This is a genomic window from Caballeronia glathei, from assembly GCF_000698595.1.
GTDB classification, from domain to species: domain Bacteria; phylum Pseudomonadota; class Gammaproteobacteria; order Burkholderiales; family Burkholderiaceae; genus Caballeronia; species Caballeronia glathei.
On record NZ_JFHC01000090.1, the window covers coordinates 1 to 24,983 of the forward strand.

Sequence of the window (24,983 nt, forward strand, 5' to 3'; positions counted from 1 at the left end):
AGGCGACAACTACCTTGAAAACTTCCGGGACCACCTTAAATCCACTGGTCGTTCTCTACAGTCCGCTCGCTCGTCGCGCCGTCACCCGTGTTCACCACAGCTCGCGGCTCGATCAGCAGCAGCTTCACTTGTTTTAGCGCACAAGGCTTGTGCTCGACGCCCTTCGGCATCACCGCCATCTGACCGGCACGCAGCATGATCGAACCGTCGCCCGAAGGACCCGCGCGAAAATCGATTCGCAACTCTCCTTCAAGGACGATGAACGTTTCGTCGGTATCCGCATGCCGGTGCCACTGAAACTCTCCTTCGACTTTCACGACCTTGAACTGATACTCGTTCATTTCAGCGACGACGTGCGGTTGCCAGTGGCCGTGAATCTGCGCGATCTTGCCGATGAGGTCGATAGCCTGGCATTGGCCGCGCTCGGACGGCGCAGTGGTACTTTTCGAGGATTGCGACATCGTTCTCTCCGTTCAAGGGGCAATGCGTCGAGGATACGTATGCTCCTGGTGGCAGTATTGAACGATTGTGGGTGTTTTAGCCGCGCTGGACGCCACCCGTGACCTGGAGCCAGCGTCCCGGCGTCAGTCCGAATGTTTTCAAAAAGTGCCGCGTCATGTGGCTCTGATCAGCGAAACCTGCGGTCGCAGCGACGTGCGCGAGCGAGGCGTCCCCAAGCAGCATGCGGCGAACGGCATCGAGACGCCTCATCGTCAGATAACGGTATGGGCTGGTGCCGTAGAACGTGCGGAAGTCGTGCGACAGGCTCCAGCGATCGCGGCCCGTGGCCGCTTCGAGTTCGTCAAGCGTGACAATGCGCGCGAAGTTTGCGTGCAAATAGTCCCGTGCGCGCCGCGCCGCGAAGAAATTACCTTTCGAGCGTCGTGCGGGCGTGCCGGCAACAGCGGCAAGCGCGTGCGCCAGTTCGATGAGCGCATCGCTTTGCTCGAGCGAATCGAGCGTATAACCGACGTGCTGCAGCAACGTCGTAGTTGCCGCAGCAAGGCGCGGATCGGTTGTCACGCCTCCTTCGAGAAACGGCAGCGCACGTCCGCCAAGTACGTCCTGAAAGAGCGCAGGTTCAACGTAGATCATCCGGTACTTGAACCCTTCATCGGTACCTGCCTGGCCGTCGTGAGCCTCATCGGGATGCAGCACGATCGTGTTGCCGGGTAGACTGTGTCGCTGGCTGTGCCGATAGCTGAAACTCTGGACACCGGCGAGCGTGCGGCCAATCGCATAGGTGTCGTGGCGGTGCATGGCATACGCCTTGCCGTGAAACCACGCTTCGATACGCTCGACGCCTTCTATCGGCTCGGCGCGTCTAACCCAGTCGGAACATGAGCGCGGTGTTTGTCGGTTCATGATGTATGGCCTCGGAGGGCATAAGCCGTCGTGCTTCGGCACGGCTGCTCAGGCGCGGTACGGCGCGCAGTCGCTCCCCGAATTGTCGAATGGGACAGCCCACGCGTTACAGTGGCCGCGCCGGCTTGGAATGCAGCCGTCCGCCTAGTGAGTATCTGCTGAGCGGCTTAACGCAGCGCTGAATGGCGGCTTCTGGGATGTTTCATTGCCCGTTCAGGGTCGACTTCTGCCCGACGCGGGTGACCTCGTACTCCTGTAACTGCAGCCCGGAAGGCCTAGGCTGGCTTGTCAGACTTGCGTTTGGCCGATTTCCGAGCGATATAGGCGGGTTTAATGCCCTTCGCTTCGAGATTCGCGACTACCTTCGCCACAGCCGTGTTCGCACGGCGCAGAAATTCCGGGCTTTGCATGTACTTTCCAAGTTTGTCGGCAGGCATGTCAGCAGTTCCACGTTCGACGTCTAAGGACAAGGGTTTTCCGAGCTTCTTCGCGGTCGAAAGTCATTAATTCCGGTGTCCGTCGGCCGCTTCGCACATCATCACAGTTTCGAGCCTAAGTATGCCGCGTCTTGTGCTATCCCGTAATGCTATCCGCAAGGGACACTCAGCATCGTACGTCGCATCGTTGGCAATCGTGCCCGAAGCGCTCGGAGACGCCCAAGATAAAATGGCATTACCCATTGTATTGAGTTTTCAACATGTCCGAATCCGCCGCCGATCTGCGTTCGTTTTCCTTTGTGCTTGCGGTACCCGACCTTGAGCGAAGTGCATCATACTTTCGTGACGCGCTCGGCTTTCGCCTTGAATGGCCAGAAGGCTCCGGCTGGCAACTCGTTTCGAGAGGTGGTGTGCGCGTCATGATGGGGCATTGCCCAGATGCAATGGCGCCTTCGGCAATGGGCGACCACAGCTATTTTGGCTATCTCAATGTCGAGAACGCCGATGCGCTTCACAACGAATTTGTCAGCAGGGGCGCCATCATTTTGCAGCCTCCTGTCGACAGACCACATGGCATGCGAGAGTTCGTCGTAGCAACGCCTGATGGACATCGAATGATGTTCGGTCAGGATTTGTCGGCGACGCGTTAGGTAGGATCACTCCGACGTCTGCTTTGGATAAGTGCGAATGATGGCTCCGGGTCGATCAGCGACATCGAGAGCGCCAAACCAAGCGCCTATCTCACATCCGCCTGGCGCTACGCGGCCTCACCGGCCGCGTCGATCCGCGCCTCGGTCACAAAGCGTGACGCGAAGTTCTTCGCCGTGCCCGAGATCATGAGCGACTCGCGGGCGCGCGTCATCGCAACATAGAACAGCCGCCTCTCTTCCGGTTCGGTTGACTTCGCGTCCGGAACGATCGTCTCTTCACTGCGCGCTATCCAGACGTGGTCCCACTCGAGCCCTTTCGAGCTGTGCATTGTCGTGAGGATCAGTGCGCCCGGCGTCGGCTCGTTGTTGTCACGCTTCATGAATTGCAGGCGATCCGCGAATGTGCCAGAGAGCCGGGATAGCACGTCGTACGTCGCCTGTATCGCCCGGATCGCATGGTCCTTCTTTGCGTATTTCAGCGTCCACTCGCTCACGCCCGAGAGCGTCAACGAATAAAACTTGCGATCACAAAGGCTGCGCCACTCGGCGAGCCGCTTGATGAATTCACGATAGTTTGTCGCCACCTCTTCCGGCAGGCCCAGCTCGACCAGCTCGGCGCGTGGCTTCTGTACCAGTTCGGCACCCATGCTGGCGTGCAACGCGCGAAGTTGCTCTGCGCGCAGCCCCATATGCGCAAGAACGGCGTCGAGCCCGGTTTCCTTCACCCGCTCAACGATTTCGAGCAGATTGCACATCAGCGCGCCCTCCGGACGACTCAGAACCGACGCGCCCGACGCCCGGTAGTACTTCACCCCTGAAGAGCGACAAACAGCCTCCAAGGGATCAAGGATACGATTCGTGCGCGCGAGAATGGCGCACGACTTGCCCTTTTCGAGCAACGGCGCGAGGCTTCCGACTGCCGCGACCGCCTCGATGTATTCGTCAGCATGTCGCGACGCCAGCACGCGGCCGCCAGCCCCCTTCTCGGCCCGCAAAACCTTGGCTATGCGGTCGACGTTGTTGCGGATCACCCGGTCGGCGGCCAACAGGATCTCAGAGCGGCACCGATAATTGCTCCCCAGCACGACGGGTTTCGCGTCGAACTCTTTGATGAACGACTCCATGCCGCGATAGCCAAGCGCTTCGCGGAAGGCGTAGATGCTCTGATCGTCGTCGCCCACTACGGTCACGATCGAGCCGGCTTTCGCGTGCAGCTCGATCCAGCGGTACTGCAGCGGGTCGGTGTCTTGGAACTCGTCAACGAGCAAGTACTTGAACGGGTACGGCAGGATCGAGCCGTTCTGCATGCCCTCGACCGCAAGGCGAAGCATGTCCTGAAAATCGATCTTCCCGTTCCGCGCGAGCGCGTCCTGATAGGCGTGATACAGCTTTCCGTCATCGCTTTCGGCGTCGCACCGGCCGAAATTCGTTTTGATCTTCTCGATCGTCGGGATCACATCCTCGGCCTTGCCGTCGAGTCCCAGGTCTTGCATGACGCGAATCAGCAAGCCCAGACGGTCACCGTCCGAGGCAATGTCGAGCGCCCGGGCGCCGGGCCGCTGAAGCTGCTTGAATGCCAGAGAGTGGAACGTACCCGCGATCAACCGCTTCTTCACGGCCTTGCCCGCAACCGCGAGAATCCGATCCCGCAGTTCGATGGCGGCGTCCTTTGAAAACGTCACCGCCCCGACTACTGCGGCATCCTCTTGTAGCAGGAGCGCAGCTTTTGTCGCGATCGTCTTCGTCTTGCCCGCGCCAGGACAGGCGATCGCAACGCAGTTCTGGCGCAGCTCGGCGACCTCGCGTTGCTGGGGATTCAACTCGTCCAGCATGTCGCCCTCCTTTACAGGCCGCGAACCGTCGTCATCAGCTTCAGGTGCGTCATGTAGCCACGAACGCCCAGCGGGTTCACCTTCTTCAGGAAGCGCACCGTTTCGTCGTCCACGTCCGACTGATCCCGAATGCCGTTCCAGACCATGAAATCGAAGTGATCCATCGTGCGGTCGAACTTCATGATCGCGGTGAGCACGCGCATCGAGAATCGCGAGTACGCCTCGACCTCGATATCGAGGGCCGGCATCGGAATGGTCGGTTCGAACACGAAATCGTTATTCGCGCGCAGCTCGGCTTCCTTTTGTTGGCGGTAGCCTTCGGCGACCCGCAACTGCTCGTCGGCATACGCTTCGATCGACGCGAGTTGCTTTTCAAAGAAGGAGTTGACCACTTCCTTGTCGTCCGCGCCGAACGTCGATTGGCCAAACCGCTGCATGTTGATGCTCATGCGGTTCAGGTACGGCCACCATTGTTCGAATAGCGGCTTCAGGCGCGTATGGTTCAGGCGCACGCGGGCCGTCACGACCGCGGCGCCCGAGAGCTGGCGCTCCATCAACTGGCGGCCGATTTCACGACGACGCTTGATGATGGCGATCCGCTCGTCGCCCGGCAGGTCACGAAAGAGCTTGCGGGTCTTGGCCACCTCCGCGCGCTTCATGTTCGCGTCGTCGGTGGAGATCACGCCTTCCTTCTGCAGACGGTCGGCGTCCGCTTCCATCTGGGTCAATTCGCGCTCGAGTTCGCCGTCGTCAGCGCCGTCGCTTCCCGCTGGCCCTGCTTGCGCTGCGCGGGTGTCGGATGCGGCGTCCAACGCGTAGGCGGACGCGGTCTTTTCGAGTTCGGTATCTGCCACAGTGCTCATGTGCCTCTCCAGGTCGGACTTGTGTCCGGTTTCGTCGTTGGGAATTCAGGCGCGCGCACGCGGCCTATGAATGCCATTGTTGCCGTGGGAAACCGGTCCTGACGCCCGAAACACACGCGATTTCGAATGGCTTTAGACCGGAACGAAGGTGGCAGCCGTCGCCGACGCGAGTACCGGCCAAGAGGGCATGTCGCATGTAGCCGTATGTACCAAGAAGGGTGCTTTTGGTTTCGGGCCTAACAGGTAGCGCCCGGATAAAGGGAGAACGCGGGAGACGCGCTACGCGAGGGGCGCCACAGAGGCCATTGTGTCGAAGGCCCATTTGGCATGCCACTTACCTCGATCCATGCAACGCTGAACATGCATCCTGTGCGCAGCCGGATCTCGTGCGGCCTGCCTATGGTGTCGCCGTGCATTGCAAAATCGGCAGGCTGCGACGATGTTCCGCTGGCAATCCTTGCCTCCGTCAGCGCGAGCATGTAGATGCTCGGCTGTGCATTGCAGCTGCAGCGCTTGACGGCTGGAGAGTTTGTACCGGGCAATGAACGCATCGGCGCGGCCGTCCCACATTGGGCAACCACAATAAAAGCAAAGACCGGATTGACGATTGAAAGCGCGGGCGCGGTATCGCGCAATTGGCGAGGTCATGAGCGGCTCCTTGTTTCGGAAAGTTCGAAACCCGCTCGCCCCTAAAGAGACCTGCACGGGAACCAGCCGACTCAATCGCGCTGGCACCACATCAGTCCCTCATGGGCCTGACGCGCCAAATCTAATACGGCTTGGATACCCAGTCAAGATCGTCTTTGACAGATTTTGCTTCAACGCGACTACGACTTCATGCGCGCAGGCAGAAAGCGAAGCCTGACGAAAAGGCGCGAGTAGATGTAACGCGTTACATCTACTTTTGGACAAAGCCCCGGCTTTTACCGCAGCTTTCCGGGATGACATTACAAACGCCCTACCTCCCACCACTCTGCTACCGCGCCGATTGGAATGATTCCGCGGCCTTCCAGAGCAGCGCGCCGAGGAGCGCGGCGACCGCCACCCAGTACCCGGCAAGCACTGGAACCGGCACGACCAGAACGCCGAACAGCGTTCCGATCACAAGCAACAGGCCGTGACCGGCCAGATGGAACGACAGCGGACTGACAAAGCCCGCCGCGGAGGCCTTAATCTTTCGCCGCGCAGTGCCGTCGACGAACATGCCGAGCGCGAACATCAGCGTCCCGAAGATCCAGAGCTTCATGACCATCGTGCGAAATAGCATCCGGTAGACGAGCAACCAGAAGTTCTCGGTCCACGTGTGGGCGAAGGTTGAGAATCCGCCGTCGTTCATTCCCCCGACGGTGCCCGAAGCCGACAGCGTCCGCTGCAGCAGGCCGTTGTCGACGAACGCGCGACGAAAGACTTCGTTGGCCGAGCGCACCGCCAAGTCGGCCCGCTCCTGCCCGATAGAGGCAACCAGCGAGGCCGTCTCTGCGTCCGGCACCTCAAAAAGCGAGCGCTCCGGGATGGCCGGCATCACGGCGATCGCGAGAACCGGGACCAGGACGAACCAGAGCTTCAGATGTGATCCGAACCGGCTAGCCATGATGTAGAAGCCTCACGGCGAATAGCATGGGGACCGCGATAATTGCGGCGAATCCACCCCAGAACAAGAGCGGACGGTAGGCGGCGATCGTCGCCAAGGCGTAGCACCGAGCGCCCGCCCCAACCGTGAATTCCTCGGGCGGCATAGCGCTCGAGTTGTCGAAGGCACCCGCCGTGTGCAGTGCCCGGCGGGCCGTGTCGGAATCAACCCCCGACAACTTCGCTATGATCGTAACGGTGAGCGACATCGTATTCCTCGAAGTAGCGACGGAATGCTTCGCCTTGAAGCACGCGAGAGGCCAATTGAAAAGCGGCGGTGCGCTCGGTGATCTCTTCGGGGCAACGTTCATCGATCGTCTCGAACTCGCAGTTCGCATGGCGCTCCTCAAACGCCGGGATCGACTCCAGCATCGGCGACCACACGGCGAGTTTCTCGCCTCGACGCGCGAGGTATCGGCGCGCGTACAGCGATTTGGACGGCTCGAACAGCCCTTGCATGAAGGCAACATGCTGGTCGCCCGTGCGCTTCGCGCGTTTGAAACCGCTGAGCGCCGACTCGATCATCTCGGCGGCAAGCGGTCCTTTGTCCCCACGAAACCGCTCGCCCACGAATTCAGCCACGCGCGAGCACGCGAGCTCCAGTTCGGGCGCGACGTTGAACACGGGGATCAGCTTGTGAGACAGCTTGTGATCGCGAATGATGTTTTTGAAAACGGCAGACATAGTTTAGTTTTTAGCCTTCGATGATGGGAATGCGACCCTGATAAACGGCACCGCCTGAGATACGCATGAAGTACTGCAAATTCGGCAAACTATGGATCAGGCGCATCGGAATCAGCGGCACCTTTTCCAACTGCAAGGTGCGTGACTGAGATCCGCTGAACTCCATCGCATGGGATTCGGTCGTGGTGTTCGTGCTATTCGAAATGTTGACCACTCGAATTGCCGTCTCCCCTACCTTGTCCGAGAACCATTTGGCGGTGTCGCTATCTTCCAATCGTAGGATTATCTGGTTGTTCAAATTCCCCAAAACCTGCAGCATTTTCGCTGCGTTTCCGAGTTTCGCCTCCAGGTCGGCGCGCGCCTGGAAGGCCACGAATGCTTTAAAGCCCGCGCCGCGCCCCTTGTTCAGGATCTGAATCACCTGTTCGTTGATCGCTTCGGCAATCTCGTCGATGATCAAAACGACGTCGGGCTTCTCCGCGTAGAAGTTGTAGATGGAGCCACACACCGCCGCCACGTCCGACAGCGCCATCGAGGCAATCGCTTTCTGGACGATGTTGTTCGACAGAGAGTCGAGGCCCATGTACAGGACCGCCTTCTGCTTGATGATCTTGTCGATGTCCCAGATCTCCCGCTCGTCCTCGAAGTCGTCGGACTTCGGCGCGAGCATCAGGCCAGTTTCGCCGGTGGCAAGCATCTGAAGCAGCGGCAAGGCGGAGGCGATGATCCGCATGTAATGCTCGCGGTCATGCGTATGAGTGGCAATCAGGCCATCGATGGTTTCGTGCCCGCGATCGTCGGCCGCGAACCGGTCGATGTAGAGCTTGGCCATGCCGTCGACGAGCGAGACGTCGTTACGCCCGCGCGCGTCCTTGACTGTTGCGGTCACGACCAGCTCTTCCCAGTTCGTCAGGTCGTTTTCGACGAAGAAACGACGCAGGCACCGGTCCAGCAGCGTCCCGATGCCCGACTGGGCATACTTGAGTATCGAACGCAGGTTCGGCTTGTCGCCCACGTACAGCTCGCCCTTTACCGCACGGTCGATGAACAGAAAGGCGAAGTCACGGAACGGCCCCTCCTCCATCAATTGCGCGATGCGAGAAGGAATTTCGGAGGGCTGGGACCAGTTCTCAAGCGGGTTGAGTCGGATCGACTCATTCGGCTTGGCCTGATTGAAGTACAGAAATTTCCGGCCGGCTCGCGCACATTCCTTCTCCACGCGCTTCTTCCAATCGTCGTCGTTCTTCGGATCGACGATGATCAGCACGTCCTTGGGGTTGTAGATGACCTGCGTGGAGATGACCTCGTAGGTGCGAGTCTTACCAGAGCCGGTCGTACCCCCGACGAGTGTGTGACCGCCCATCGCCTTGTAGTGGAACGGCACGCGCACCTTTTTCGGCTCCATGCCGTGAATCCACGACGAGCCTTGCGGCATACGGTCCCGCACGCTGTCGTTGGGCGCAAACAGCAGCTCGATGCGCGTCTCGATGGCCCGACCGACCTCGGTTTTGGATAGCCACCGCGGCAACGAAGGGATATCGGTTACCGGCATGCGCAGGATGTCGTGCGCGATCTGAGTGTGTTTCTGAGTCCACTCGAAGCCGGTGCCAAGGTACATCGAGTCCTCGCGCTCGCGCATCGCCTTTTGTGTGGCCAGCAGTTTGCCGATATGGATCTTGCTCAGCCACTTCGTCGAAATGGCCATGCGAAAGCTCAGCGCGCGCCAAACCTGAAATCCCCGCACGACTAGCAGCGCAAGGCACACCAGCGCAAACACCCAGCCGTATGGCATGCCGGAAGCGAGAATTCCCACGATGGCGACCGGCCAGACAAGCAGCGGCCGGAATTCGTAGATTGGACGAAAATGATTGATGTAGTTCATGTCGCAGGCCGCTCCATGATCAGCCGCCCTGCGTGCTCGACGATGCAGATGTCGTTTCCAGCCGCGCGCATGAGGAGGCTTCGCTTTCTGAGTTGCTCGACAAGCGTGTCGCTCGTCATCCCGTACGCGCCGATCAGGCGCTTCTGAATGGTCAGCCCCTTCTCTTCCCACGTCACCTTGGCCTTGCCCGCGGCCACGTCGTCCGCCAGCGCGCGGAAGAACTCCCGCATCATGGCTGCGCCCGGTCCGAGAACCTGATTCAACTCCTCATCGGTCGGGCCGGAGCGCGAGGCCTTGGCTTCACTCGACGCTACGCCGACCTTCGCCGGATCAACCGCCGGCGCGGGCGGTGCAACTTGACCATATGGGTCAGTCGCGGCCGCGTTGGCGGTCTGTGCTTCGCTGCGCTCCAACGCATCCAGCAACGACTGTGATAGCTGTGGACCGCCTGGCGCCGACGTTTGCGCCGGTGCCTGGCCGGGCCTCGCCGACGCGTGCTGAGCAGTTGCTGTTTCGGAGCGCGCCGGAGCCGCTGTCGATGCTGCTCCCGCCGCGGGGCGCCCGGGTGCAGCGGCCGCAGCCGATCCAACAGGCACGGTCGCCGCGACGGGTTGCGACTGAAGCTCATGCGCAACGTGGTCGGCGGACGGCACGTCGAACTTGACCGGAGCGAAAACGCCGCGTTGAGCTTTCCGCTCGAAGTTGCCCGCGACATCCATCGCTTGGCGCACGACCTTGTGCACCAGCGCCTCGAACCCCAACGGACTTCTTTCCGGATTGATCGCTCCGAACAGATCGGCGAGCACCACCGTATCGAGCCCGGAAAGCAATTCCGCTGAGATGACGGTCTGGGCAAACATCGCAGTGCGCATCCGCTCGCCCTTGAGTACCGTAGGGCGGCGCTGAACGAGATAGTCGCCGTCGCCAATCCAGGTGCCGAACGCACCGTGCGCCGCCGGGTTCCACGTCGCGTGGTCCGACACCCGGACGAAGTCGAAGTGACGGCACGGCTCGTCGAGCGAGGAGCAAGCCGCCGCCAGAAACACCGCGTAGTTGTACTGGGGCTCCAGTCGACGACGCTTGTCGGAGGTCAGGTCGGCAGCAAACTTCTGGCCACCAGCGAGCCGCATGGCGTAGAACGTCGATTCGACCGTGGCGCGGAAAGCGCCGCCCGGTTCGGCGTGGAGCTCGGGCGTCAACGGCATAGACGAAAACCACACCGCGCAGCGCCTAAGCACCGACAGCCATTTGCGCTCGAACTCCGCCTGTGTGCTCTCGTTGGCGCATTGGCGCACGAGTTCGATGCGCTTTTGTTGTGTCGCGAGCAACGCATCGGATGCGATCGGATGATGGGCGACTGACATCAGGCGAAGCTCCGCGCCAGCTTCAGCGCACCCGTTCCCGTCGCATTGGCCCCACCACCGAAGATGCTTGCCAGTTTCGGAATTTCGAACGACAGCAGCAGAACGAACACGGCCAGGTTGAATACGAAGCCCGAATTGATCGTAGTTCCTGCGTGTGACGCTGAGTCGGCAACAGAATCCTTTATTGCCTGACCCATAAGCCTCATCAAAATTGCAACGGAGACAACGTACATTCCGGCGCTGATCATCCACTCGAGCCACTTCATGAAATAATGGCGCGTATAGGTGGAGAACCCCAACGCAATGGCAATCGGGCCGAGGACGATACCGAAGGCGGCCTGAATTTGGCCGATCGCCGTGAAGTACGTGAAAACGACTGCTGCGATGCACATCGCAACAAAAGCCAGGCTCAACATGACGACGTCCGTAATCATCCCGTCCATATCGGTGGCGGCTCGGAAAAGTCCTACCTGCTTTCGTAACGCATCGAGGATCGTCCCGCCTAGCGTGGCCATCTGTGTCCCGATCGAGTTGCTTGTTGCGTCACCAATTTGGGCCGCAAGATCGTTGAACCAGGAATAGAAACCAGGCGCGGATGTCGTATAGCCTAGATAGAGCGCCACGAACACGCCAAGAATCGCGACCTCCTCAAACAGATTCACCCATGCGGCGATAGGGTGATGTGTCCCGGAAAACCTTATCCCTACGAGCACCAAGCTAATCACGCCCAGTCCCCAGGCAAATTTGTCGGCTTCCTTCCTGACGCTCTCACTCGCAGTGACGGCCTTCGTGATCAGGTTTCCGACCAGTCCGACGATCTGAGCCAACGATCGACTCGATCCAACCGTGAAGTCACCGGGCTTGTTGGGGTTCTGTGACGCCGCCGACGTCGACGAGGGCGTAGACCCTGGGGTGCCGGCGACATCCGTCTGTGCCAGGGCGGACGCAGAGCCGAATGTCCCGCCAACGAGCACACAAGCGACTATGAGGAACACGCGCACGACGCGTGCGAAGCAGAGATTCAACACTTATTGCCCCAACACGGTTGACGAACTGATCTTGGCTTTGTAGGCCTCGCGGTCGCTATCGAGTTGCGCTTTGAGCGCGGCGCGCGCGGTGGTATTCGCCTTGTCGTCGGCCGCCTTCGCGGACTGTTCGACAGCGTCGCTCTGTTGCTTCGCGGCCATCATTTGCAGCAGATCACCGTTCTGGCTCGCCACGATATCGAGCATGTGGGTGGTCAGTTGCGCGGTCGCCTCCATCGTCGGAGACATGTTCAGCTGGTCCTGAATCTCCTGGCGGCGCTTGGCAAGCACACCCACATGCGAGATGACGTCGTTGCCTTGCTGGAACAACTGCTTGGCCGTCTTGTCGTTGTTCTCGATGAGCGTATTCTGATCCACGAACCACTGAGTGGACGTCTTCCCTGACTGCGTGATCAGCGCCTGAACTTTGTCCGCATACTGCGCGTTGGTTTGCAGCCCGCCGTAGAGCGCATTGAGCGCGTCGGTGTAGGTGCTCAGGCTTCCCAGATCGTCGGTGATCGTCGTGATTTGCTTAAGCATCGCGGCAGGGTCGAGGTTGGTCGCCTGCTTGATCTGATTCAACATCATCTGGTACTGGTAGGCGATATTGGTGTCCTGATAGACCTCGCCTTTTACAGCCGACATAGCCGTCATGGTGTTTTTGACGAAATTGGCTGCATCGAAGACTGCCCATTGCGCATGGGCCGACTGCACGAAGCCCAGTGTGAGCACACCAATCGAAGCCATTCGGCAGAAGAGTTTTTTCATTTTCGGACCTCTAGTAGATTCAGTCATGCGTTGGCAAGGACGTCGCGGATATAGGCGTCTTCCCAGTTCGGGGCACCGGATGTCACATGCTTGTCCAGCAGTGCTTGCGCACGGCCGTCGGATCGGAGGTACGCGAGCGCCTCCTTCGGAAAGGCCACCTGCAGCATGCGCGTCTGAGTAGCCGTGACCCAAAGGTAGTCGCGGTTCGGCACGGCATTCGCGATCATCTTGATCTGATGCGGCGTGAGGCCGAAGATGTCGCGATAAAGCGCCTGATTGTTGATCGCATCGCTGTTCGGCAGGTAGATCAAATTCGGGATGTTCTCTTTGAGAATCTCGAAGTTCGGCACGCGCGCGAGCTGCCCGAGCGACTGCGTCGCCATCAGCAGCGCTGCGTTGAGCTTTCGAATCGTGACCGCCCAAATCTCTAGACGGGCGTAGAACTTGGGGTAGGTGAAGAAGAAGCCCGCCTCTTCGATCTCGATCACGGTGTAACGCTTGCCGTCCAGGATCTGCGCGATCCGGTAGAAGGCGTAATCCATGAACAGGGCCGCCGCCACCGGATAGTTCTGGAACAAGTCGCCCATCTCGATCGACAGGTCGTCCGAGAGCGAGAAGCCATCCTCGATGTGATCGAAGAACCTGCCGTTCTTCTGGCCCGCGGTCCAGACAAACAATCGTTCACGCAACTCGGCCGGCAGGAGGGTGATGAGGCCGGACAAGCACCACTTTTCCGGCGGGTACGCGCGCGCGAGCGTCTTGATCCGATCGAAGATGTCGGTCTCTTGTTGCGGTGAGCAGGTAAAGTCGTCCTCGCCTTCGATAGCGAGCTTCACCCACTCGGCCACATAGGGCCAATGCTTCTCCTCGCCGATCAGCGAGAGCGGATTGACCGAGGTCGCGGCCTCGAAACGGCCAGTCGCGTCGATAAAGCGTCCGCCCGCGAGCAGCGTCGGAATACGTGTGGACCGGTCCTTGTCGAAGCGGATTCGCCGCGCGCCGTGGCGGCCGGTCTGTGACATGAGGTAGTTGAGCAACACGGACTTGCCGCCGCCGATCGGGCCGACCACGAGCAAGTGAGCCTTCCCGCCCGAATGATGCAAATCGACATGCTGCAACGTGCGGTGACGCGTCGGCAGGCATGTCAGCGGGCCAGTCTTAACGCCAGATTGTTGCGTCAGCCACTCATTGGCGGTCGAACCCTCTCCCACGCTGCACAGCGGGGCAATGTCCGACACCGCTGGCGTCTCGACGAACTGCAAACGCTTTTGCTGGTCCCAGCGACCCGGCAGCGTCGCACTCCACGCGGCGAACAGGTTGGTCTTTTCCTGAATCACGCCGAATCCCGCATTGCCGATCACACCCACGACCTGACGTGTGGCGTCCTCGCACTCTTCGGGTGTGCTCCCATACACCACCACCGAGATGTTGGCGAAACCATACTGCTGGCCTTCTGCATCCAACTTGGCCAAGGCGTCGCCCGCTTCCTTCGCGAGCAGCTCACGGCCCTCGTCGTTCTTCTGCTCTTCTTTCGTTGCCCACTGCTTGAGGACGGCAACCGGATTGAACGCGGCGACCTTGTAGAACCCGCGGATCTTCTTGATGTATGCACCGGCCCGCGAGGTATCGAGAAAGCGGAACATCACGCATACATCGAGTTCCGCGTCGACCTGAGCGAGCACATCGAGCGCCGCCTCCTGAAAGCCCATCCACTCTTTCACGCCGATGATGCGCGCGTACACCTTCCCGTGCGCCGACTCGAACATCAACTCGGTCGCACCGATCGTGACCTCAGTCTCGGTCAGGTGCGTGTCGAGCATCGTGACGGGATAGCGCACGCGGCGCTTCGGCGTGCTCGGGTTCGCCCGCTGATGGAGAAACGACAACGCGTTCTGCAATTGCAGACGCTTCATCTTCAGGCGTGTGACGCCGCCTGTGAAGCCGTCAATGACAGATTCAAACCGCTTGATCTCATTCTGGAGCTTCGAGAGATCGAAGACGAACGCGCTGCGTGCGAGAACAAGGTCCTTGGCCGCTTCGAACATTGCGACGACGAGGTTCTTGCCGCCCACCGTCATGTGATACGCAATCTTGTCGAAGATCCGCGAGATGCCGGTCTCGGGCGTGAACGCCAGTGACAGCGAATGGGAATTGCGAAAGTACTTGCCGCTGCCGATACTCGCTTGATTGATCGCATCAATGCGCGCGTCGGCAGATGAGTTGAACTCGCCGTCGATCCCGCCCTTCACCCGGCGATGCGACATCCTCCACCAGGCGGTCACGCGGTGGTCGAAGTTCCGACACGCGTGATCGAGGTTGTCGCGCGCCGCGGTGATATCGCCGGGGTTCGGGCTGTCGGCGTCGATCCCGTCGAACTCGAACACAGTGAGCAGTGACCCATCCTTGTTGAGCACGAGTTCGGGCGTGACCATCGTCATCCACGGTGCGATCTCCTGCACCGCGCGCTTGGTGAACAGCATCTTCAGCATGGCAGATCCTGGTCAAAGCCGTAGGGGCGCTTGAACCGCGCGCCGAACTTGGTGCTTGGCCCCGGCTCGTATACGTCGGGGTAGCGGTTGTAGACGAGCATCACGATGCGCCACCAGGGGTCGGTCGAGCTCTTCCAGCGCAGAAAGAAGTGCACGACCACGCCTACACCGAGAAACGTCGGGCTCCAACTCGTGTAGCAGAGTAGCGCCGTCATCGTTCCGTTGAAGATGGCGAGACCGCGATCCGCCCCGCCCATCTGACGCGGAAGCGAGAGACCCCGACTGACCTTGTGCTGGCGCATATCAGCAGGCAACGGACATGTGGAAGTGATCGCGCATGATCGGCACGGCCACCGACGCGATACCGAGTCCGATCAGCACCACGGAGAACGTCTTGGCGATGTTGCTTTCCGAGTTCGCTACCGCCACGCCACCCAGGGTGATCAGCACGATGCCGATGCCGTAGAGGTACGGTCCGCTGATGAGGTTACTGATCGTGCAGATGATGTCCGTCAGCCCTGTGAGCGACGAATAGTCACCCGCTGCCATCGCCGCCGCGGAAACGACGCTCAGCAGTGCGCCGACCAGCATGGGCTTGCCCGGCCGCAGCTTGCTCGCCGCGGCAGCAGCCTTTCTCAGAAACTTCCCTTGCTTCATTGTTGCTCCCGTTAAAAAACGCGTTGTAGGTCGTAGTCGTTGTTGCGAAAGCCCCGAATTTCGAGGATTTCAGACACGTGGCGCATTTCGCCGGTGCGTTTGAAATGCACCACGTAGTTGAAGCAATCGGCGATGTTCTTGCGCATGTCTTCCAGTTCCCACCGGGAACCGGTCGGGATGCCGAGCATGGCGAGAGATTCGAGGCGGCTGAGCGCCGTGCGGGCGTTATTGGCGTGGATCGAGGCGAGGCCACCGTCGTGGCCGGTGTTGAGCGCCTGCAGCAAGTCATACGCTTCCCCGCCGCGCACTTCGCCAACGATGATGCGGTCGGGGCGAAAGCGCAGGCAGAGCGCGACGAGCAGCTGGGTCGTGACGTTGGTGTCCGTGTTCGAGAGCAGCCGTACGCGGTTTGGAACGTGCAGCTTCAGCTCCATCGTGTCCTCGATGGAGATCACCCGTTGATCAGGCGGGATTTTCTCGATCAGGGCGTTGAGGAACATGGTTTTGCCAGCCGAGGTCCCGCCCGCTACGAGCACGTTCTTACGGGACTGCACGAGTGCGACGAATGCACGCATCAGCGCCCCGTTCTCGATACCTGCTTCAAAATGGATGGCTTCCGCGACTTCCGGACGGGCATTCGCCGCGGCGAATGCGCCCATGTCGACGTAGTCGGACAGCGTCAGCTTCGACTCGCGGTGCTTTCGGATGCTTAGCGCATGGCCGTCGATCGACGTCGGGTTCATCACCGCCGCGATACGGAGATTCTTGTGGCCCGCGTTGATGATGCCCTTGTCGCTGCCCGCGCGAGCTGACTTCTCGACTGACGACGCCAGTGAGTGGATCGCACCCTCTAGATGCTCTGGTCGCAGGTCGACGTTCACCTGAGACATCACGCCGCGATGCTCAACCCAGACGTTGCGGTAATCGTTGATCATGATTTCCGCGAGCTCAGGCGCATCAAGCAGCTCGCGCAGAGGCGAAAGCGCTTCGAAGAACATGCGCACCGCTTCCGCTTCGAGCGGGCGCAGTTTCAGGAGGTGGTTGTCGGCGGTGTCGGACATGCGATGCTTTGCGGGCGATCTAACATGCGACTATTGTTGTGGCAGCCTCGCCGTGGTAGGTCGCAAAAGCGATGCGAAATCAAGCGGCTTTCGCGGACGTGAACCGGATTCACCGGAGCGGACGGCTTTTATCCTCTCTATGGTGAGGGACCCGGCGCCGCATCTCCGCGAGGCAGAGTGGATGTAACGTGTTACATCCACTTTTGAGGAAAGACCCCGAAAATCGTATAGGTTTCGGTCCCACACGGCGCGGGAATGGCGATAGGGTTTTTGTAGAAGACGCGCGAACCGTATCAGACGTTGCAGAAGCGGCCCCCGTAAACGACAAAAGCCCCGCAGATGCGGGGCTTCGTCTTCCAACACTTGTCCGGCAAGCCCGGCGCTAACAAATGACCTCTACCGTCTCTCCGAACGGAGCCTTCCGCGCGCGCGTGAGCGGCGTGGTCGACGCCCACAGCACCGGAAAGCTCGGCGCCACAGACGGAAAGCGCCCGTCCATGTCGGTCAGGTAGACCAGAAAGGCGGGATTCAGTCCGTCCGCGACGACGCGATTGAACGGATCGACGAACGCCGTTCCGCCTCCACCGCGTACCGGTTGGATCTCCGGCGAGTCGCCTCGCTCGAAAATCTGCACCTGCGTGACGCGCGTGTCGCAGTCCATTACGATCAACCGCGCGGGTTTCAACGAGTGAAACACCGACAGGATCTCCGCATCGAACTGCGCCTGGGTCTCATCCAACACCGAGCCGCTGGAGTCACGGACGAACACCGCGTCACCAATCGCGGGCGTGTGGAGCGAGGGCAAGTAGAACCCGAGGTGCAGATACCGGCGGTTCGGCGCCGCGAAGCTGTAGTCCGACGGCGACGACTGCTGCGCAAAGCGATACAGCACTGCGCGCCAGTCGACAACCGGCCGCACAGCCTCGCCGGCCATCGCCTGCAAATCGCCGGGCAGCTTTCCGCGCATCGCCGCCGCCTTCGCAGCTTGAGTCACCGCGACCTTCCACTCGGCTTCCTTCACTGGCTGGTCCGGCCCCTTGTAGGGGCGGACTTCGCCAAACGAACCGCTCTTGGGCGCAGGCTGATCGCCAGGCTGCTGCCCTGGAGACTGCCCCCGCTGGCCGCTCGAACTCGACTGCGGCTGCCCTTGCGAGCCGGATTGCTGCCCGGGCTGCCCGGGTTGCGGCCGCGGCTGCGATTGAGGCTGCGGTTGCTGGGCGGCAGGCTGTTTCTTCTTCGCCTCCTGCGTCAGCAAACCGTAAATCTCTTCCGCCGATTTGCCGGTGTAGCGGGCGTCGACCAATGTTCCTTTCGGCAGGATCATGCCCGATGACAGCACGATCGGATTGATCGCATAGTCGCAGCCATCGTTCCATCGATCGGGATCGCGCGGGCCTTGGCGCCAGCAGTGACCATTAGCCACATGCAGCACCTCGTGCGCGATCACGCCGCGCAACTCGAGATCACTCAAGGTGTCGAGGTACTGCGGGTTATAGCCCAGCGTTTCCCCGTCCACCCAGAACGTCTTGGCGGTGCGGTCCTCGACGACTCTCAATCGAAGCGCGAGCGCCCCGAAGAAAGGTTGCGACAGGACAAGCTCGGTTCGCTGTCGGGCAATGCGCGGATGGACCGCGCAGTTGCCAAGCACCATCGTATTGCGGTCCATGACGCCCCCTTATGCTACGAGACGCAGTTGGCTCGAGCCCTCCGACTCGACTTCCATCGGCTCGGGTTGCATGCCCATGAACGCGGCCATCAGTCCTTCAATCTCTTGCGCCTTGCTAGCCACCTGAGAACGAAGCACACGCGACTCCTTCAGGTCCGCACCCGTATGAACTGCCAGATGCGTCCTGGCCTGTTCGAGGATATGGGTGAGTTTCGGGTCGTTGGAGAAGTTCAGCTTCGGCAACAGCCCGCACAGCTCCCGTACGTTATTGGCAACGTCCAGTCGGACATTGCCCGTCGCGTACAAGCGCGAGGCCATCTGCGAAACCGCCTCATAGAGCCGGCCGACCAGGTCGTCGTTCGCGGTTGCAATCGACGCAAGGACATGTTGGTCCAGCTCGCTTTTGAGCGTGGTGAGCACGTTCTCCGGCAACTCGACGCCGAACTGACTGGCATCGGGAAAAGGCAGCACGGCCATCTTGACCCCAAACTTCGTGGACAGCTCTGCGAGGGTCGGATAGTCCGCCTCGTTGAACAGCCCGTTCAGTTCGGCCCGCGCGGCTTCCTTCAGGGTCAGGTAGTCCGTGAGGAACACGGAAACCGCCAAGTCGAATTCGTCTTTCAACGAACGCATCTTTTCGGCGAACTCCATGTAGACCATCGTCGGCAAGAGTCGCACGCCCAACTGGTCGTACTTCAGGGTGTGGTCGTAGAAGTACGAGCGGATGCGTCCGGCGAGCGTCACGACTTCGGCGAAACTCGGCGCGTGCTCGGGGAGCAGGCGCTTGTTGAATCTGCCGATGCCCTTCGCATGGTGCTTGGTCTCGACTTCCTCCGTGACCTTGCCGTCGAAACGGCGGGCGACCCAGATGGAAATCGTGACCGAGCAGAGCATGACCTTCGATTGGATGGAAGTGATGTCCATGAGATAACTCCGTATAGAAAGGGAATGGTTGAAACAAGAAAAAGGCCCTGCGTGTCCGAAGACACGGCAGGGCCAAAGGGGGTGCAGCCTGAAAAATGAGAAACGGAGCGACTACTCGCCGCGGATGATCTGGCCGATCTGACCGCCTTGAGCCGCGATGAACGCGTACGAGTTTTGGATCTCCGGTGTGCGCTGGACCGCATCGCGCACCAGTAGCGCCGCGAACTCGCGATGCCCTTCATCGATCAGTCGCTCGGTGTAGCGCGCGACGCGATCGAAGTTCGCTTCGGTCGCGCGTGCCGCCAGCGCGGCCGCAATCGCATACAACGCCGAGGGCGTCTCCGGGATCATCGCCGTGTCGGGCGCAAGGAGAATCGCGTCCGGCTGCGGTAACTCGCGGAAAATCTGGAGGAAGGCGACCAGTTCCGTCGCCGCGCCCTCGCCCACCGATCCGGCGTAGGAGATGTGCTCCAGATGCTTGGGGACTACATCCATGGTCTTGGCCACGAACCCCCAGCTACGCGGACTCGGCGCGTTCTCGATATCGCGCGACGTCTTCTGCACGGACAGCAAGTCCGGACGGAAGCGCAGGAACGCGATGAGCGCGGGCGGAATGCTTTCGCGCACGGCCCACTGCGTCCAGTCGTCGATCGTCGGCTCCAGTTCGACCACCGTGGCAAAACGGGAGATCACCGGATCGAGGATGCCCGAGACGCCGGCGTTGTCCGTCCGGCGATTCGTTGCCGCGAGGAACGTCACCTGCGGCGGCAACACATGCTCGCCGACACGGCGCGCGAGAAGCAGTTGCATCTTCGCGGCTTGCACGGCGGGCGAGGCTTGCCCGAGGTCATCCAGGAACCAGATGAGCGGACGTCTGGCAGTCATCGCTCGTTCCAGATCCCCGAAAGGCAGGAATTTCGCAGTGGTGCCGTCGGTGCTCGGAAACGGCAACCCTTTCGAGTCGGTCGGATCCTCGACCACCGGATGGCTGATGAGCAGTTCGTGATCAGTCACTTGCGCGGTCTGTTCGACGATGTCGCTCTTGCCGATGCCGGGTCGGCCGGTAATGAGCACCGGAAGGCGCTTCGGCACGTACAGCGAGAGCAGTTCGGTGAGTTGTGCGGGCGTGACTTTCATGATGGGGTTCCTAGAAAAGAAAAGCCCCAGAAAGACCACGCCCGAAGGGACGATGGTCCCTGTGGGGCGAATGGATGCCGACGAATCGGCGGGTCGATGCGTCGGTGACGCGGGTGATGAACGAAGTGTATGGGGCGGTAGGCGCGCGACGCATCCGAATCGTGACGATTTCGTAGTGGCTTACGGTTCAAGCACGCTTACCAGCATTGATCAAAAAAAAACCGCCTAAAAATAGGCGGTCAAGTTGAGCGCGACTTGCGGAAACGCTCGAGAAGAGTATGGAGCGTAACAAGCGCAAATAACAACATGAAAATTGAGCTTCTGCGTTTCAGCAATTGAATCGGTATCAACGACCGGCCTCGACGCCCGTGACAAAGAATTGTCCACGCCCCAGACCTGAGCGGCGGCTCTCGCCGTGCGACGTGCTGCCGATCCGCGTGAAGCCGGCGGCAACCGATTGCTCGACAAACTCCCGAGCGACGACTGCATCCGAACGCCTGCGTTCGCGAGCCGTCGCTGCGTCGCGTTCCCACTCGGCTTGCTGGCGCTCATCCATTCCGGCCAGCGCAAAGATCGCACGCCGGCGCGCGGCTGCTTTTGCGCCGATCAGGTTCCCGCCGAACACCTCCCGCACCGCCTTCTTCGACCAGCGATTCCAGTCGTCGGGCCGATCGAGCAATTCCAGCAGGAACGCCATATCGGCGCTGTCAATCGCAGCGGACACGCGGTTGGGATACTCGTAGGTCTGCCGGCCATGGTCGAGCGCCGCGACCTGCCGGTGATACTCAAGCGTGCGCGAACTCACGTTCCCCTTCGCGCGCTCGAGCTCGGCCTGAGCAATCGCCGTCTCACGCCGCTCGTCCGCCATGATCCGGCGTAACACCTCGGCAAACTTCGAGACAGGCTTGCCCAGCGCCACCGGCGTGGAATATGCGTCCGGCAATGTCCGTGGCGCGATGAGTCCGTGCCGAAACAGGAGATCGTCGACCTCCACGTGAGTCGGCTCGTTGGGCGCAAGGTTCATCACCATCGCGAGCACCGCCGCATTGTCCGAATTAATCCGCGTACCGGTATGCCTGAGCACGCTCAAGAGTGGCCGCAACTTCGGCAACGCGATGGCACCACGCAGTTCCGGCACGTCGAGGAGCGTCTGTGCCCACTGCATGTCCGACCCGAAAGGTTGCTCGTAATACTCGGCAAGCACCCCGACCGGAACATCGCGGCCGGCAGCCAGGGCGTAGCCGACGTGGACCTCGTGGCGGCCGTTGCGCTGGCTTGCCTCGTAGACCGGCCCCGCGTAGCCGAACCCGAACCGCCGTTGGCACTCCGCTTCCAGTAGGTCACGGAGATCCAACCCGCGACCACCCGCGTCAGCATTGGCCTGCTGCACCTGATCGTACGAGAAGAGGTAGAGCGGGCGAGTAGCCAGATCAAACAACGAGTAGAGGAGCTTCCAGTGCGCACGCCGAATTTGCCACGCCTCGCGGCGCTGGCCTGCCGGTCTGAAATAGGTGCCGTCGAGCTCGTCGAGCAGCGCGAGAAACAGATGGCGTGCGTGACCGGAGCAGCGGACTGTCAGCTGCCCGTTGTACTTAATGACGCAGACAGGCTGTCCGGCGTGGCTCAGGCTCACTTCCGAGGCGTCCAATTCGGCGAAGCGCTGGTCATTCTGGAAAAGTTCGAGGACTTCGACGAGCGTGTGAAACGACGCCGAGAAACTGAGGGTGGAAAGGTGAAACATGCCGATTGCTCCAAAAAAAAGCGAGTAATCGGTCCCTGTCGGGTCGAGTGCCCGCCAAGGGTAAAAACGAAAAGCGCCGTGCGGCGCGAAGAGAAAGACCTAGGTTAGGATTTATGCAACATCGAGCGCATGCGCGATGAAGCGCGCCAGATCCCACGCCTGGTTGCTGGAGAACACCTTTGCGCGTAAAAGCGGCATCACCGCGTACGCACGTCTGGTCGAGTTGTCCAACTCCGGACGGAAGATCCAGTCCACGTGAACGATCCAACCTTCGGACATCCCGATGTGGACGGATACGGCAATTCGATCCCTTGCATAGGATTCCGGCCAGCTTCTACCGAAGCGTGCCCCGCTGGTTGCCTCGTCCGGGTCGTTGTTGAGATTTGCAGGACAAATCCACTCCGGCTCCAGCTCGCTGCGGCGAAGCATCGAAGACAGTTCCGACCAGACCTGTTCGACTGTCTTTCCAGCGGTATCGAGCCGTTGCGGCGGTTGGGTAACGGCCTGAGACGCTGCCGATTGGGTGGCCTTGCCGAACGCCACGTTGGAAAGCGGATGGTTCATTGCGGCTCCTGAAACGAAAAAGCGCGCCCGAAGGCGCGCCAGATTGGTGTGAAGACGAAAAAAAACCGCACCCTCAAAGGTGCGGTTCTACTGAGGCTCAGCCGTCAGGCCAAGCCGCGAATCAATTGCCCCAATCGCGTTCGCGATCGCGCTTTTGCCCGTTATTGTTGCTCCACAGGAAGTACGCCGAGATCGCGAAACCCAGGCACAACACCAAAATTCCTGTTCCCATTAGTTGCCTCCGTTCATACCGCGAAATCCGACAATCCATAATAACACCGCGATCAGAATCAGCGACGCGAAGTTCACGATCGCCGCCGAGTCCCATGTGATAGTTGAATGCCACAGCGCCACAGCGCCGCCGAGGGCGGCCGCCGAGAGCGTATGAACATACCGAGCGTTCTGCTGCCGTTGGCTTTCGGTCGGAAAACTGAGCGAATGTTTCAAGCTCTGCAGCACGCCTCCGTCCGGATCGCCCGCGTGTACAACCGAGAGCGCCCCGTCCGGTGCAACGTCAACTGGCAGAGCGCGGCCACGGTAGTCAAGGACAATCGCAGGAGCGCATTCCGACGTTTCCATTTCCGCCATCAAAACTTTAAGCCGTGGCGGCAAGCTGATCGCGCCCGTCGTCACATCGAGCGTCACCTTGTCAACCAGCGTCAAGCCGCAGGTGTATTCCACCTTGACCTTCGCCAGCTTCATTGCAGACCTCCAACCTTCAGATCGATTCCGCCAGCGAGACGCAGGCCATCCAACATCGCCTGATAGCCGGCCTTGGATTCGAGCTGCTCCAGCGAAACGTGATTCTCGCCGCCGCCCGTGAGGTCCGAGCGACCGCGGCGCGTGCGAAAACTGAACGCGACGCCTGAGCCACAGCGCCTTTCGAGCACGTCGACAAACAACGTTTCGGTGCGTAGCGAAACGCGTACTGTGGAATTGCCGCGGCCCGGATTGGCGATGATTTCGTGCGCGTGCGCGCCGAGGCGCAAGTCTTGAGCAACACGACGCAGCACGCGGGTCGCATGCCGTTGCAGGGCCGCCTTCGCACCCGTGTTGGCGCTGCTGCGGTCCGCATAAAACACTCTCGGGAATTTCATGATGGGCCTCGAAAGAACGAGGCAGGTCCCTTGCGGGGAGCCTGCCCCGCAAGGGTTTGCGCAGTTTGCACCGCGCGAATTGAAGGAAGTGTCGCTACGAAACGACGTGAGAGATCAGTGTGTAATCCGGTAGCCGGATCCATTCGAAACGAGATAAACCTGTTGTCCTGGTGCGAACTGCTGGTCGTCGACCTGCGTCACAACAACGGTCTGTCCGTTCGCGCGGCGAAGGTAGACTTCGACGCCGCTATGACGCGACATCACCGCGCTCACGCGCTGCGCGATCAGGCCTGATGCTGCCCCGGACAATGCCCCGGCAACATAGCGGCCGCTCCCATCCCCAATGACCTGAGAGCCGAGGAACGCCCCCGCTGCGGCGCTGACGAGCGAGGAGATACCCGACGTGTCCGATGTACTCTCGATCGTGATCGGACGAACGCGCAGGATGGTTGCCTGTTCGAACTGCCCGATATGCTGAACGTCATAGCGCTGATACGTGTTCGGCGAACCGAAGTCAGCCGATGCACAGCCAGTCAGGGCCGAGAGGAGAACGCCGAAGCAAAGAAGCTTGAACATGATTACCTCGATAAGTGCATGCGAGGCGATCCATCCCCGAGGGGCTGGTTTGCCCCATAGGGAAGAAAGAAAATGACCAACGAGAAAGTGGACCTACGCGTGCCTCAGTGACTGACCGACGCGATCGCGGCTGCGGCGAACAGCACGCAGACGAGAAACGACAGCAGCTTCCAAGCTTCAGCGTCCTGTTTGGCGTACCAAGCGAGACTGCTGAAAGCGTGTTTGAGCATGGGGAACATGAGCAACTCCGGGATAGAAAGGGAGCCGCCCGCGATGGGAGGCTCCCATCGGGACAAGAATGTCGGGAAAAAGCGAAAGACAGGAACGGCGTCCAGCGGATTGCACTGGACGCGGCAATCACGAAGAGCTACGACGTGGCGCGGCTGAGGTGATGCAGTGTGACACGGCCGCTATTGACCAGATGCCGCTCGGCGTCTGCATTGAGCTTGTAGTCGCAATGCACGATTGCCGTACCGTCGCTCCACACCGAACTGATTCGACCGGTGTAAAGCTGTGGAGGCTTGGCCTCGACGTCTTGGCCGACCACCCCCCGGTGTCATAGTAGTTGTCGC

The 24,983-nt window shown here is 60.5% G+C and carries 26 protein-coding genes; 1 reads left to right on the forward strand and 25 read right to left on the reverse strand.

Going from position 1 to position 24,983, the window contains the following annotated elements:
* Positions 1-35: 35 nt before the first annotated feature.
* The 3 genes from BG61_RS33655 to BG61_RS43445 form a co-directional block, all read right to left on the reverse strand.
* Entirely contained in the window at positions 36-461 is a 426-nt protein-coding gene (locus tag BG61_RS33655) for a cupin domain-containing protein (RefSeq protein ID WP_035942650.1), read from the reverse strand.
* A 76-nt stretch (positions 462-537) separates the two neighbouring features.
* Positions 538-1,365, reverse strand: coding sequence for an AraC family transcriptional regulator (locus tag BG61_RS33660; protein WP_035942652.1), 828 nt, complete (start codon positions 1,363-1,365; stop codon positions 538-540).
* Between the two features lie 275 nt (positions 1,366-1,640).
* Positions 1,641-1,802, reverse strand: a complete 162-nt coding sequence (locus BG61_RS43445) for a hypothetical protein (protein WP_169743331.1) — start codon at positions 1,800-1,802, stop codon at positions 1,641-1,643.
* A 260-nt stretch (positions 1,803-2,062) separates the two neighbouring features.
* Here BG61_RS43445 and BG61_RS40710 point away from each other — a divergent pair, with 260 nt between their 5' ends.
* Entirely contained in the window at positions 2,063-2,452 is a 390-nt protein-coding gene (locus BG61_RS40710) for a VOC family protein (protein WP_075584285.1), read from the forward strand.
* A 107-nt stretch (positions 2,453-2,559) separates the two neighbouring features.
* On the opposite strand, the gene BG61_RS33670 is transcribed toward BG61_RS40710, so the two are convergent.
* The 22 genes from BG61_RS33670 to BG61_RS44740 form a co-directional block, all read right to left on the reverse strand.
* Positions 2,560-4,284 carry an ATP-dependent helicase gene (locus BG61_RS33670; RefSeq protein WP_035942654.1) on the reverse strand — a complete coding sequence of 575 codons (1,725 nt, stop codon included), beginning with the start codon at positions 4,282-4,284 and terminating at the stop codon, positions 2,560-2,562.
* Positions 4,285-4,295: 11 nt separating this feature from the next.
* Positions 4,296-5,147: a hypothetical protein gene (locus BG61_RS33675; protein ID WP_035942655.1), complete on the reverse strand. Its 852-nt coding sequence runs from the start codon at positions 5,145-5,147 to the stop codon at positions 4,296-4,298.
* Positions 5,148-5,426: 279 nt separating this feature from the next.
* Entirely contained in the window at positions 5,427-5,795 is a 369-nt protein-coding gene (locus BG61_RS44880) for an HNH endonuclease (protein ID WP_075584286.1), read from the reverse strand.
* A gap of 328 nt (positions 5,796-6,123) precedes the next feature.
* Positions 6,124-6,738 carry an IncC plasmid conjugative DNA transfer DtrJ family protein gene (locus BG61_RS33680; RefSeq protein ID WP_035942657.1) on the reverse strand — a complete coding sequence of 205 codons (615 nt, stop codon included), beginning with the start codon at positions 6,736-6,738 and terminating at the stop codon, positions 6,124-6,126.
* 203 nt (positions 6,739-6,941) lie between these two features.
* Positions 6,942-7,460 carry a hypothetical protein gene (locus tag BG61_RS33690; protein ID WP_035942659.1) on the reverse strand — a complete coding sequence of 173 codons (519 nt, stop codon included), beginning with the start codon at positions 7,458-7,460 and terminating at the stop codon, positions 6,942-6,944.
* A 10-nt stretch (positions 7,461-7,470) separates the two neighbouring features.
* Positions 7,471-9,342: a conjugative transfer system coupling protein TraD gene (traD, locus tag BG61_RS33695; protein WP_035942661.1), complete on the reverse strand. Its 1,872-nt coding sequence runs from the start codon at positions 9,340-9,342 to the stop codon at positions 7,471-7,473.
* Positions 9,339-10,706 carry a TraI domain-containing protein gene (locus tag BG61_RS33700; protein WP_035942662.1) on the reverse strand — a complete coding sequence of 456 codons (1,368 nt, stop codon included), beginning with the start codon at positions 10,704-10,706 and terminating at the stop codon, positions 9,339-9,341. The genes traD and BG61_RS33700 overlap by 4 nt, the downstream gene beginning before the upstream one ends.
* Positions 10,706-11,533: a type IV secretion system protein gene (locus BG61_RS33705; protein WP_233469216.1), complete on the reverse strand. Its 828-nt coding sequence runs from the start codon at positions 11,531-11,533 to the stop codon at positions 10,706-10,708. The genes BG61_RS33700 and BG61_RS33705 overlap by 1 nt, the downstream gene beginning before the upstream one ends.
* A 201-nt stretch (positions 11,534-11,734) precedes the next feature.
* Positions 11,735-12,499, reverse strand: coding sequence for a TrbJ/VirB5 family protein (locus tag BG61_RS33710; protein WP_035942664.1), 765 nt, complete (start codon positions 12,497-12,499; stop codon positions 11,735-11,737).
* Positions 12,500-12,522: 23 nt separating this feature from the next.
* On the reverse strand, positions 12,523-14,988 hold the full coding sequence (locus BG61_RS33715) for a VirB4 family type IV secretion system protein (RefSeq protein ID WP_035942666.1): 2,466 nt from the start codon (positions 14,986-14,988) through the stop codon (positions 12,523-12,525).
* Positions 14,982-15,245: a conjugal transfer protein gene (locus tag BG61_RS33720; protein WP_035942677.1), complete on the reverse strand. Its 264-nt coding sequence runs from the start codon at positions 15,243-15,245 to the stop codon at positions 14,982-14,984. Before BG61_RS33720 ends, BG61_RS33715 begins: the two co-directional genes overlap by 7 nt.
* A 46-nt stretch (positions 15,246-15,291) precedes the next feature.
* On the reverse strand, positions 15,292-15,645 hold the full coding sequence (locus BG61_RS33725) for a TrbC/VirB2 family protein (protein ID WP_035942667.1): 354 nt from the start codon (positions 15,643-15,645) through the stop codon (positions 15,292-15,294).
* An 11-nt stretch (positions 15,646-15,656) separates the two neighbouring features.
* Positions 15,657-16,706: a TadA family conjugal transfer-associated ATPase gene (locus tag BG61_RS33730; protein ID WP_035942669.1), complete on the reverse strand. Its 1,050-nt coding sequence runs from the start codon at positions 16,704-16,706 to the stop codon at positions 15,657-15,659.
* A 382-nt stretch (positions 16,707-17,088) separates the two neighbouring features.
* Positions 17,089-18,372 (reverse strand): vWA domain-containing protein, encoded by a 1,284-nt coding sequence (locus BG61_RS33735; protein WP_051672976.1) that lies wholly within the window; start codon positions 18,370-18,372, stop codon positions 17,089-17,091.
* 9 nt (positions 18,373-18,381) lie between these two features.
* A complete protein-coding gene (locus BG61_RS33740; RefSeq protein WP_035942670.1) occupies positions 18,382-19,296 on the reverse strand; it encodes a hypothetical protein in 915 nt (304 codons plus the stop codon).
* 111 nt (positions 19,297-19,407) lie between these two features.
* The gene (locus BG61_RS33745) at positions 19,408-20,433 is read right to left on the reverse strand and encodes an ATP-binding protein (protein ID WP_035942672.1); all 1,026 of its coding nucleotides are present in this window, start codon (positions 20,431-20,433) and stop codon (positions 19,408-19,410) included.
* A 346-nt stretch (positions 20,434-20,779) separates the two neighbouring features.
* Positions 20,780-22,174, reverse strand: coding sequence for a hypothetical protein (locus BG61_RS33750; protein ID WP_035942673.1), 1,395 nt, complete (start codon positions 22,172-22,174; stop codon positions 20,780-20,782).
* Positions 22,175-22,285: 111 nt separating this feature from the next.
* The gene (locus BG61_RS33755; RefSeq protein ID WP_051672977.1) at positions 22,286-22,738 is read right to left on the reverse strand and encodes a hypothetical protein; all 453 of its coding nucleotides are present in this window, start codon (positions 22,736-22,738) and stop codon (positions 22,286-22,288) included.
* Positions 22,739-22,969: 231 nt separating this feature from the next.
* Positions 22,970-23,440 carry a hypothetical protein gene (locus BG61_RS33760; RefSeq protein ID WP_035942674.1) on the reverse strand — a complete coding sequence of 157 codons (471 nt, stop codon included), beginning with the start codon at positions 23,438-23,440 and terminating at the stop codon, positions 22,970-22,972.
* On the reverse strand, positions 23,437-23,820 hold the full coding sequence (locus BG61_RS33765; RefSeq protein WP_081868271.1) for a hypothetical protein: 384 nt from the start codon (positions 23,818-23,820) through the stop codon (positions 23,437-23,439). Before BG61_RS33765 ends, BG61_RS33760 begins: the two co-directional genes overlap by 4 nt.
* 129 nt (positions 23,821-23,949) lie before the next feature.
* Positions 23,950-24,411 carry an outer membrane lipoprotein gene (locus BG61_RS33770; RefSeq protein WP_035942676.1) on the reverse strand — a complete coding sequence of 154 codons (462 nt, stop codon included), beginning with the start codon at positions 24,409-24,411 and terminating at the stop codon, positions 23,950-23,952.
* A gap of 104 nt (positions 24,412-24,515) precedes the next feature.
* The gene (locus tag BG61_RS44740) at positions 24,516-24,650 is read right to left on the reverse strand and encodes a hypothetical protein (protein WP_267908596.1); all 135 of its coding nucleotides are present in this window, start codon (positions 24,648-24,650) and stop codon (positions 24,516-24,518) included.
* Positions 24,651-24,983: the final 333 nt, after the last annotated feature.

Bases quoted from the DNA above. Each gene is read 5' to 3' on its own strand.
- BG61_RS33655 (WP_035942650.1), bottom strand. From the start codon at position 461: ATGTCGCAATCCTCGAAAAGTACCACTGCGCCGTCCGAGCGCGGCCAA.
- BG61_RS33660 (WP_035942652.1), bottom strand. From the start codon at position 1,365: ATGAACCGACAAACACCGCGCTCATGTTCCGACTGGGTTAGACGCGCC.
- BG61_RS43445 (WP_169743331.1), bottom strand. From the start codon at position 1,802: ATGCCTGCCGACAAACTTGGAAAGTACATGCAAAGCCCGGAATTTCTG.
- BG61_RS40710 (WP_075584285.1), top strand. From the start codon at position 2,063: ATGTCCGAATCCGCCGCCGATCTGCGTTCGTTTTCCTTTGTGCTTGCG.
- BG61_RS33670 (WP_035942654.1), bottom strand. From the start codon at position 4,284: ATGCTGGACGAGTTGAATCCCCAGCAACGCGAGGTCGCCGAGCTGCGC.
- BG61_RS33675 (WP_035942655.1), bottom strand. From the start codon at position 5,147: ATGAGCACTGTGGCAGATACCGAACTCGAAAAGACCGCGTCCGCCTAC.
- BG61_RS44880 (WP_075584286.1), bottom strand. From the start codon at position 5,795: ATGACCTCGCCAATTGCGCGATACCGCGCCCGCGCTTTCAATCGTCAA.
- BG61_RS33680 (WP_035942657.1), bottom strand. From the start codon at position 6,738: ATGGCTAGCCGGTTCGGATCACATCTGAAGCTCTGGTTCGTCCTGGTC.
- BG61_RS33690 (WP_035942659.1), bottom strand. From the start codon at position 7,460: ATGTCTGCCGTTTTCAAAAACATCATTCGCGATCACAAGCTGTCTCAC.
- traD (WP_035942661.1), bottom strand. From the start codon at position 9,342: ATGAACTACATCAATCATTTTCGTCCAATCTACGAATTCCGGCCGCTG.
- BG61_RS33700 (WP_035942662.1), bottom strand. From the start codon at position 10,706: ATGTCAGTCGCCCATCATCCGATCGCATCCGATGCGTTGCTCGCGACA.
- BG61_RS33710 (WP_035942664.1), bottom strand. From the start codon at position 12,499: ATGAAAAAACTCTTCTGCCGAATGGCTTCGATTGGTGTGCTCACACTG.
- BG61_RS33715 (WP_035942666.1), bottom strand. From the start codon at position 14,988: ATGCTGAAGATGCTGTTCACCAAGCGCGCGGTGCAGGAGATCGCACCG.
- BG61_RS33720 (WP_035942677.1), bottom strand. From the start codon at position 15,245: ATGGGCGGGGCGGATCGCGGTCTCGCCATCTTCAACGGAACGATGACG.
- BG61_RS33725 (WP_035942667.1), bottom strand. From the start codon at position 15,645: ATGAAGCAAGGGAAGTTTCTGAGAAAGGCTGCTGCCGCGGCGAGCAAG.
- BG61_RS33730 (WP_035942669.1), bottom strand. From the start codon at position 16,706: ATGTCCGACACCGCCGACAACCACCTCCTGAAACTGCGCCCGCTCGAA.
- BG61_RS33735 (WP_051672976.1), bottom strand. From the start codon at position 18,372: ATGGACCGCAATACGATGGTGCTTGGCAACTGCGCGGTCCATCCGCGC.
- BG61_RS33740 (WP_035942670.1), bottom strand. From the start codon at position 19,296: ATGGACATCACTTCCATCCAATCGAAGGTCATGCTCTGCTCGGTCACG.
- BG61_RS33745 (WP_035942672.1), bottom strand. From the start codon at position 20,433: ATGAAAGTCACGCCCGCACAACTCACCGAACTGCTCTCGCTGTACGTG.
- BG61_RS33750 (WP_035942673.1), bottom strand. From the start codon at position 22,174: ATGTTTCACCTTTCCACCCTCAGTTTCTCGGCGTCGTTTCACACGCTC.
- BG61_RS33755 (WP_051672977.1), bottom strand. From the start codon at position 22,738: ATGAACCATCCGCTTTCCAACGTGGCGTTCGGCAAGGCCACCCAATCG.
- BG61_RS33760 (WP_035942674.1), bottom strand. From the start codon at position 23,440: ATGAAGCTGGCGAAGGTCAAGGTGGAATACACCTGCGGCTTGACGCTG.
- BG61_RS33770 (WP_035942676.1), bottom strand. From the start codon at position 24,411: ATGTTCAAGCTTCTTTGCTTCGGCGTTCTCCTCTCGGCCCTGACTGGC.
- BG61_RS44740 (WP_267908596.1), bottom strand. From the start codon at position 24,650: ATGTTCCCCATGCTCAAACACGCTTTCAGCAGTCTCGCTTGGTACGCC.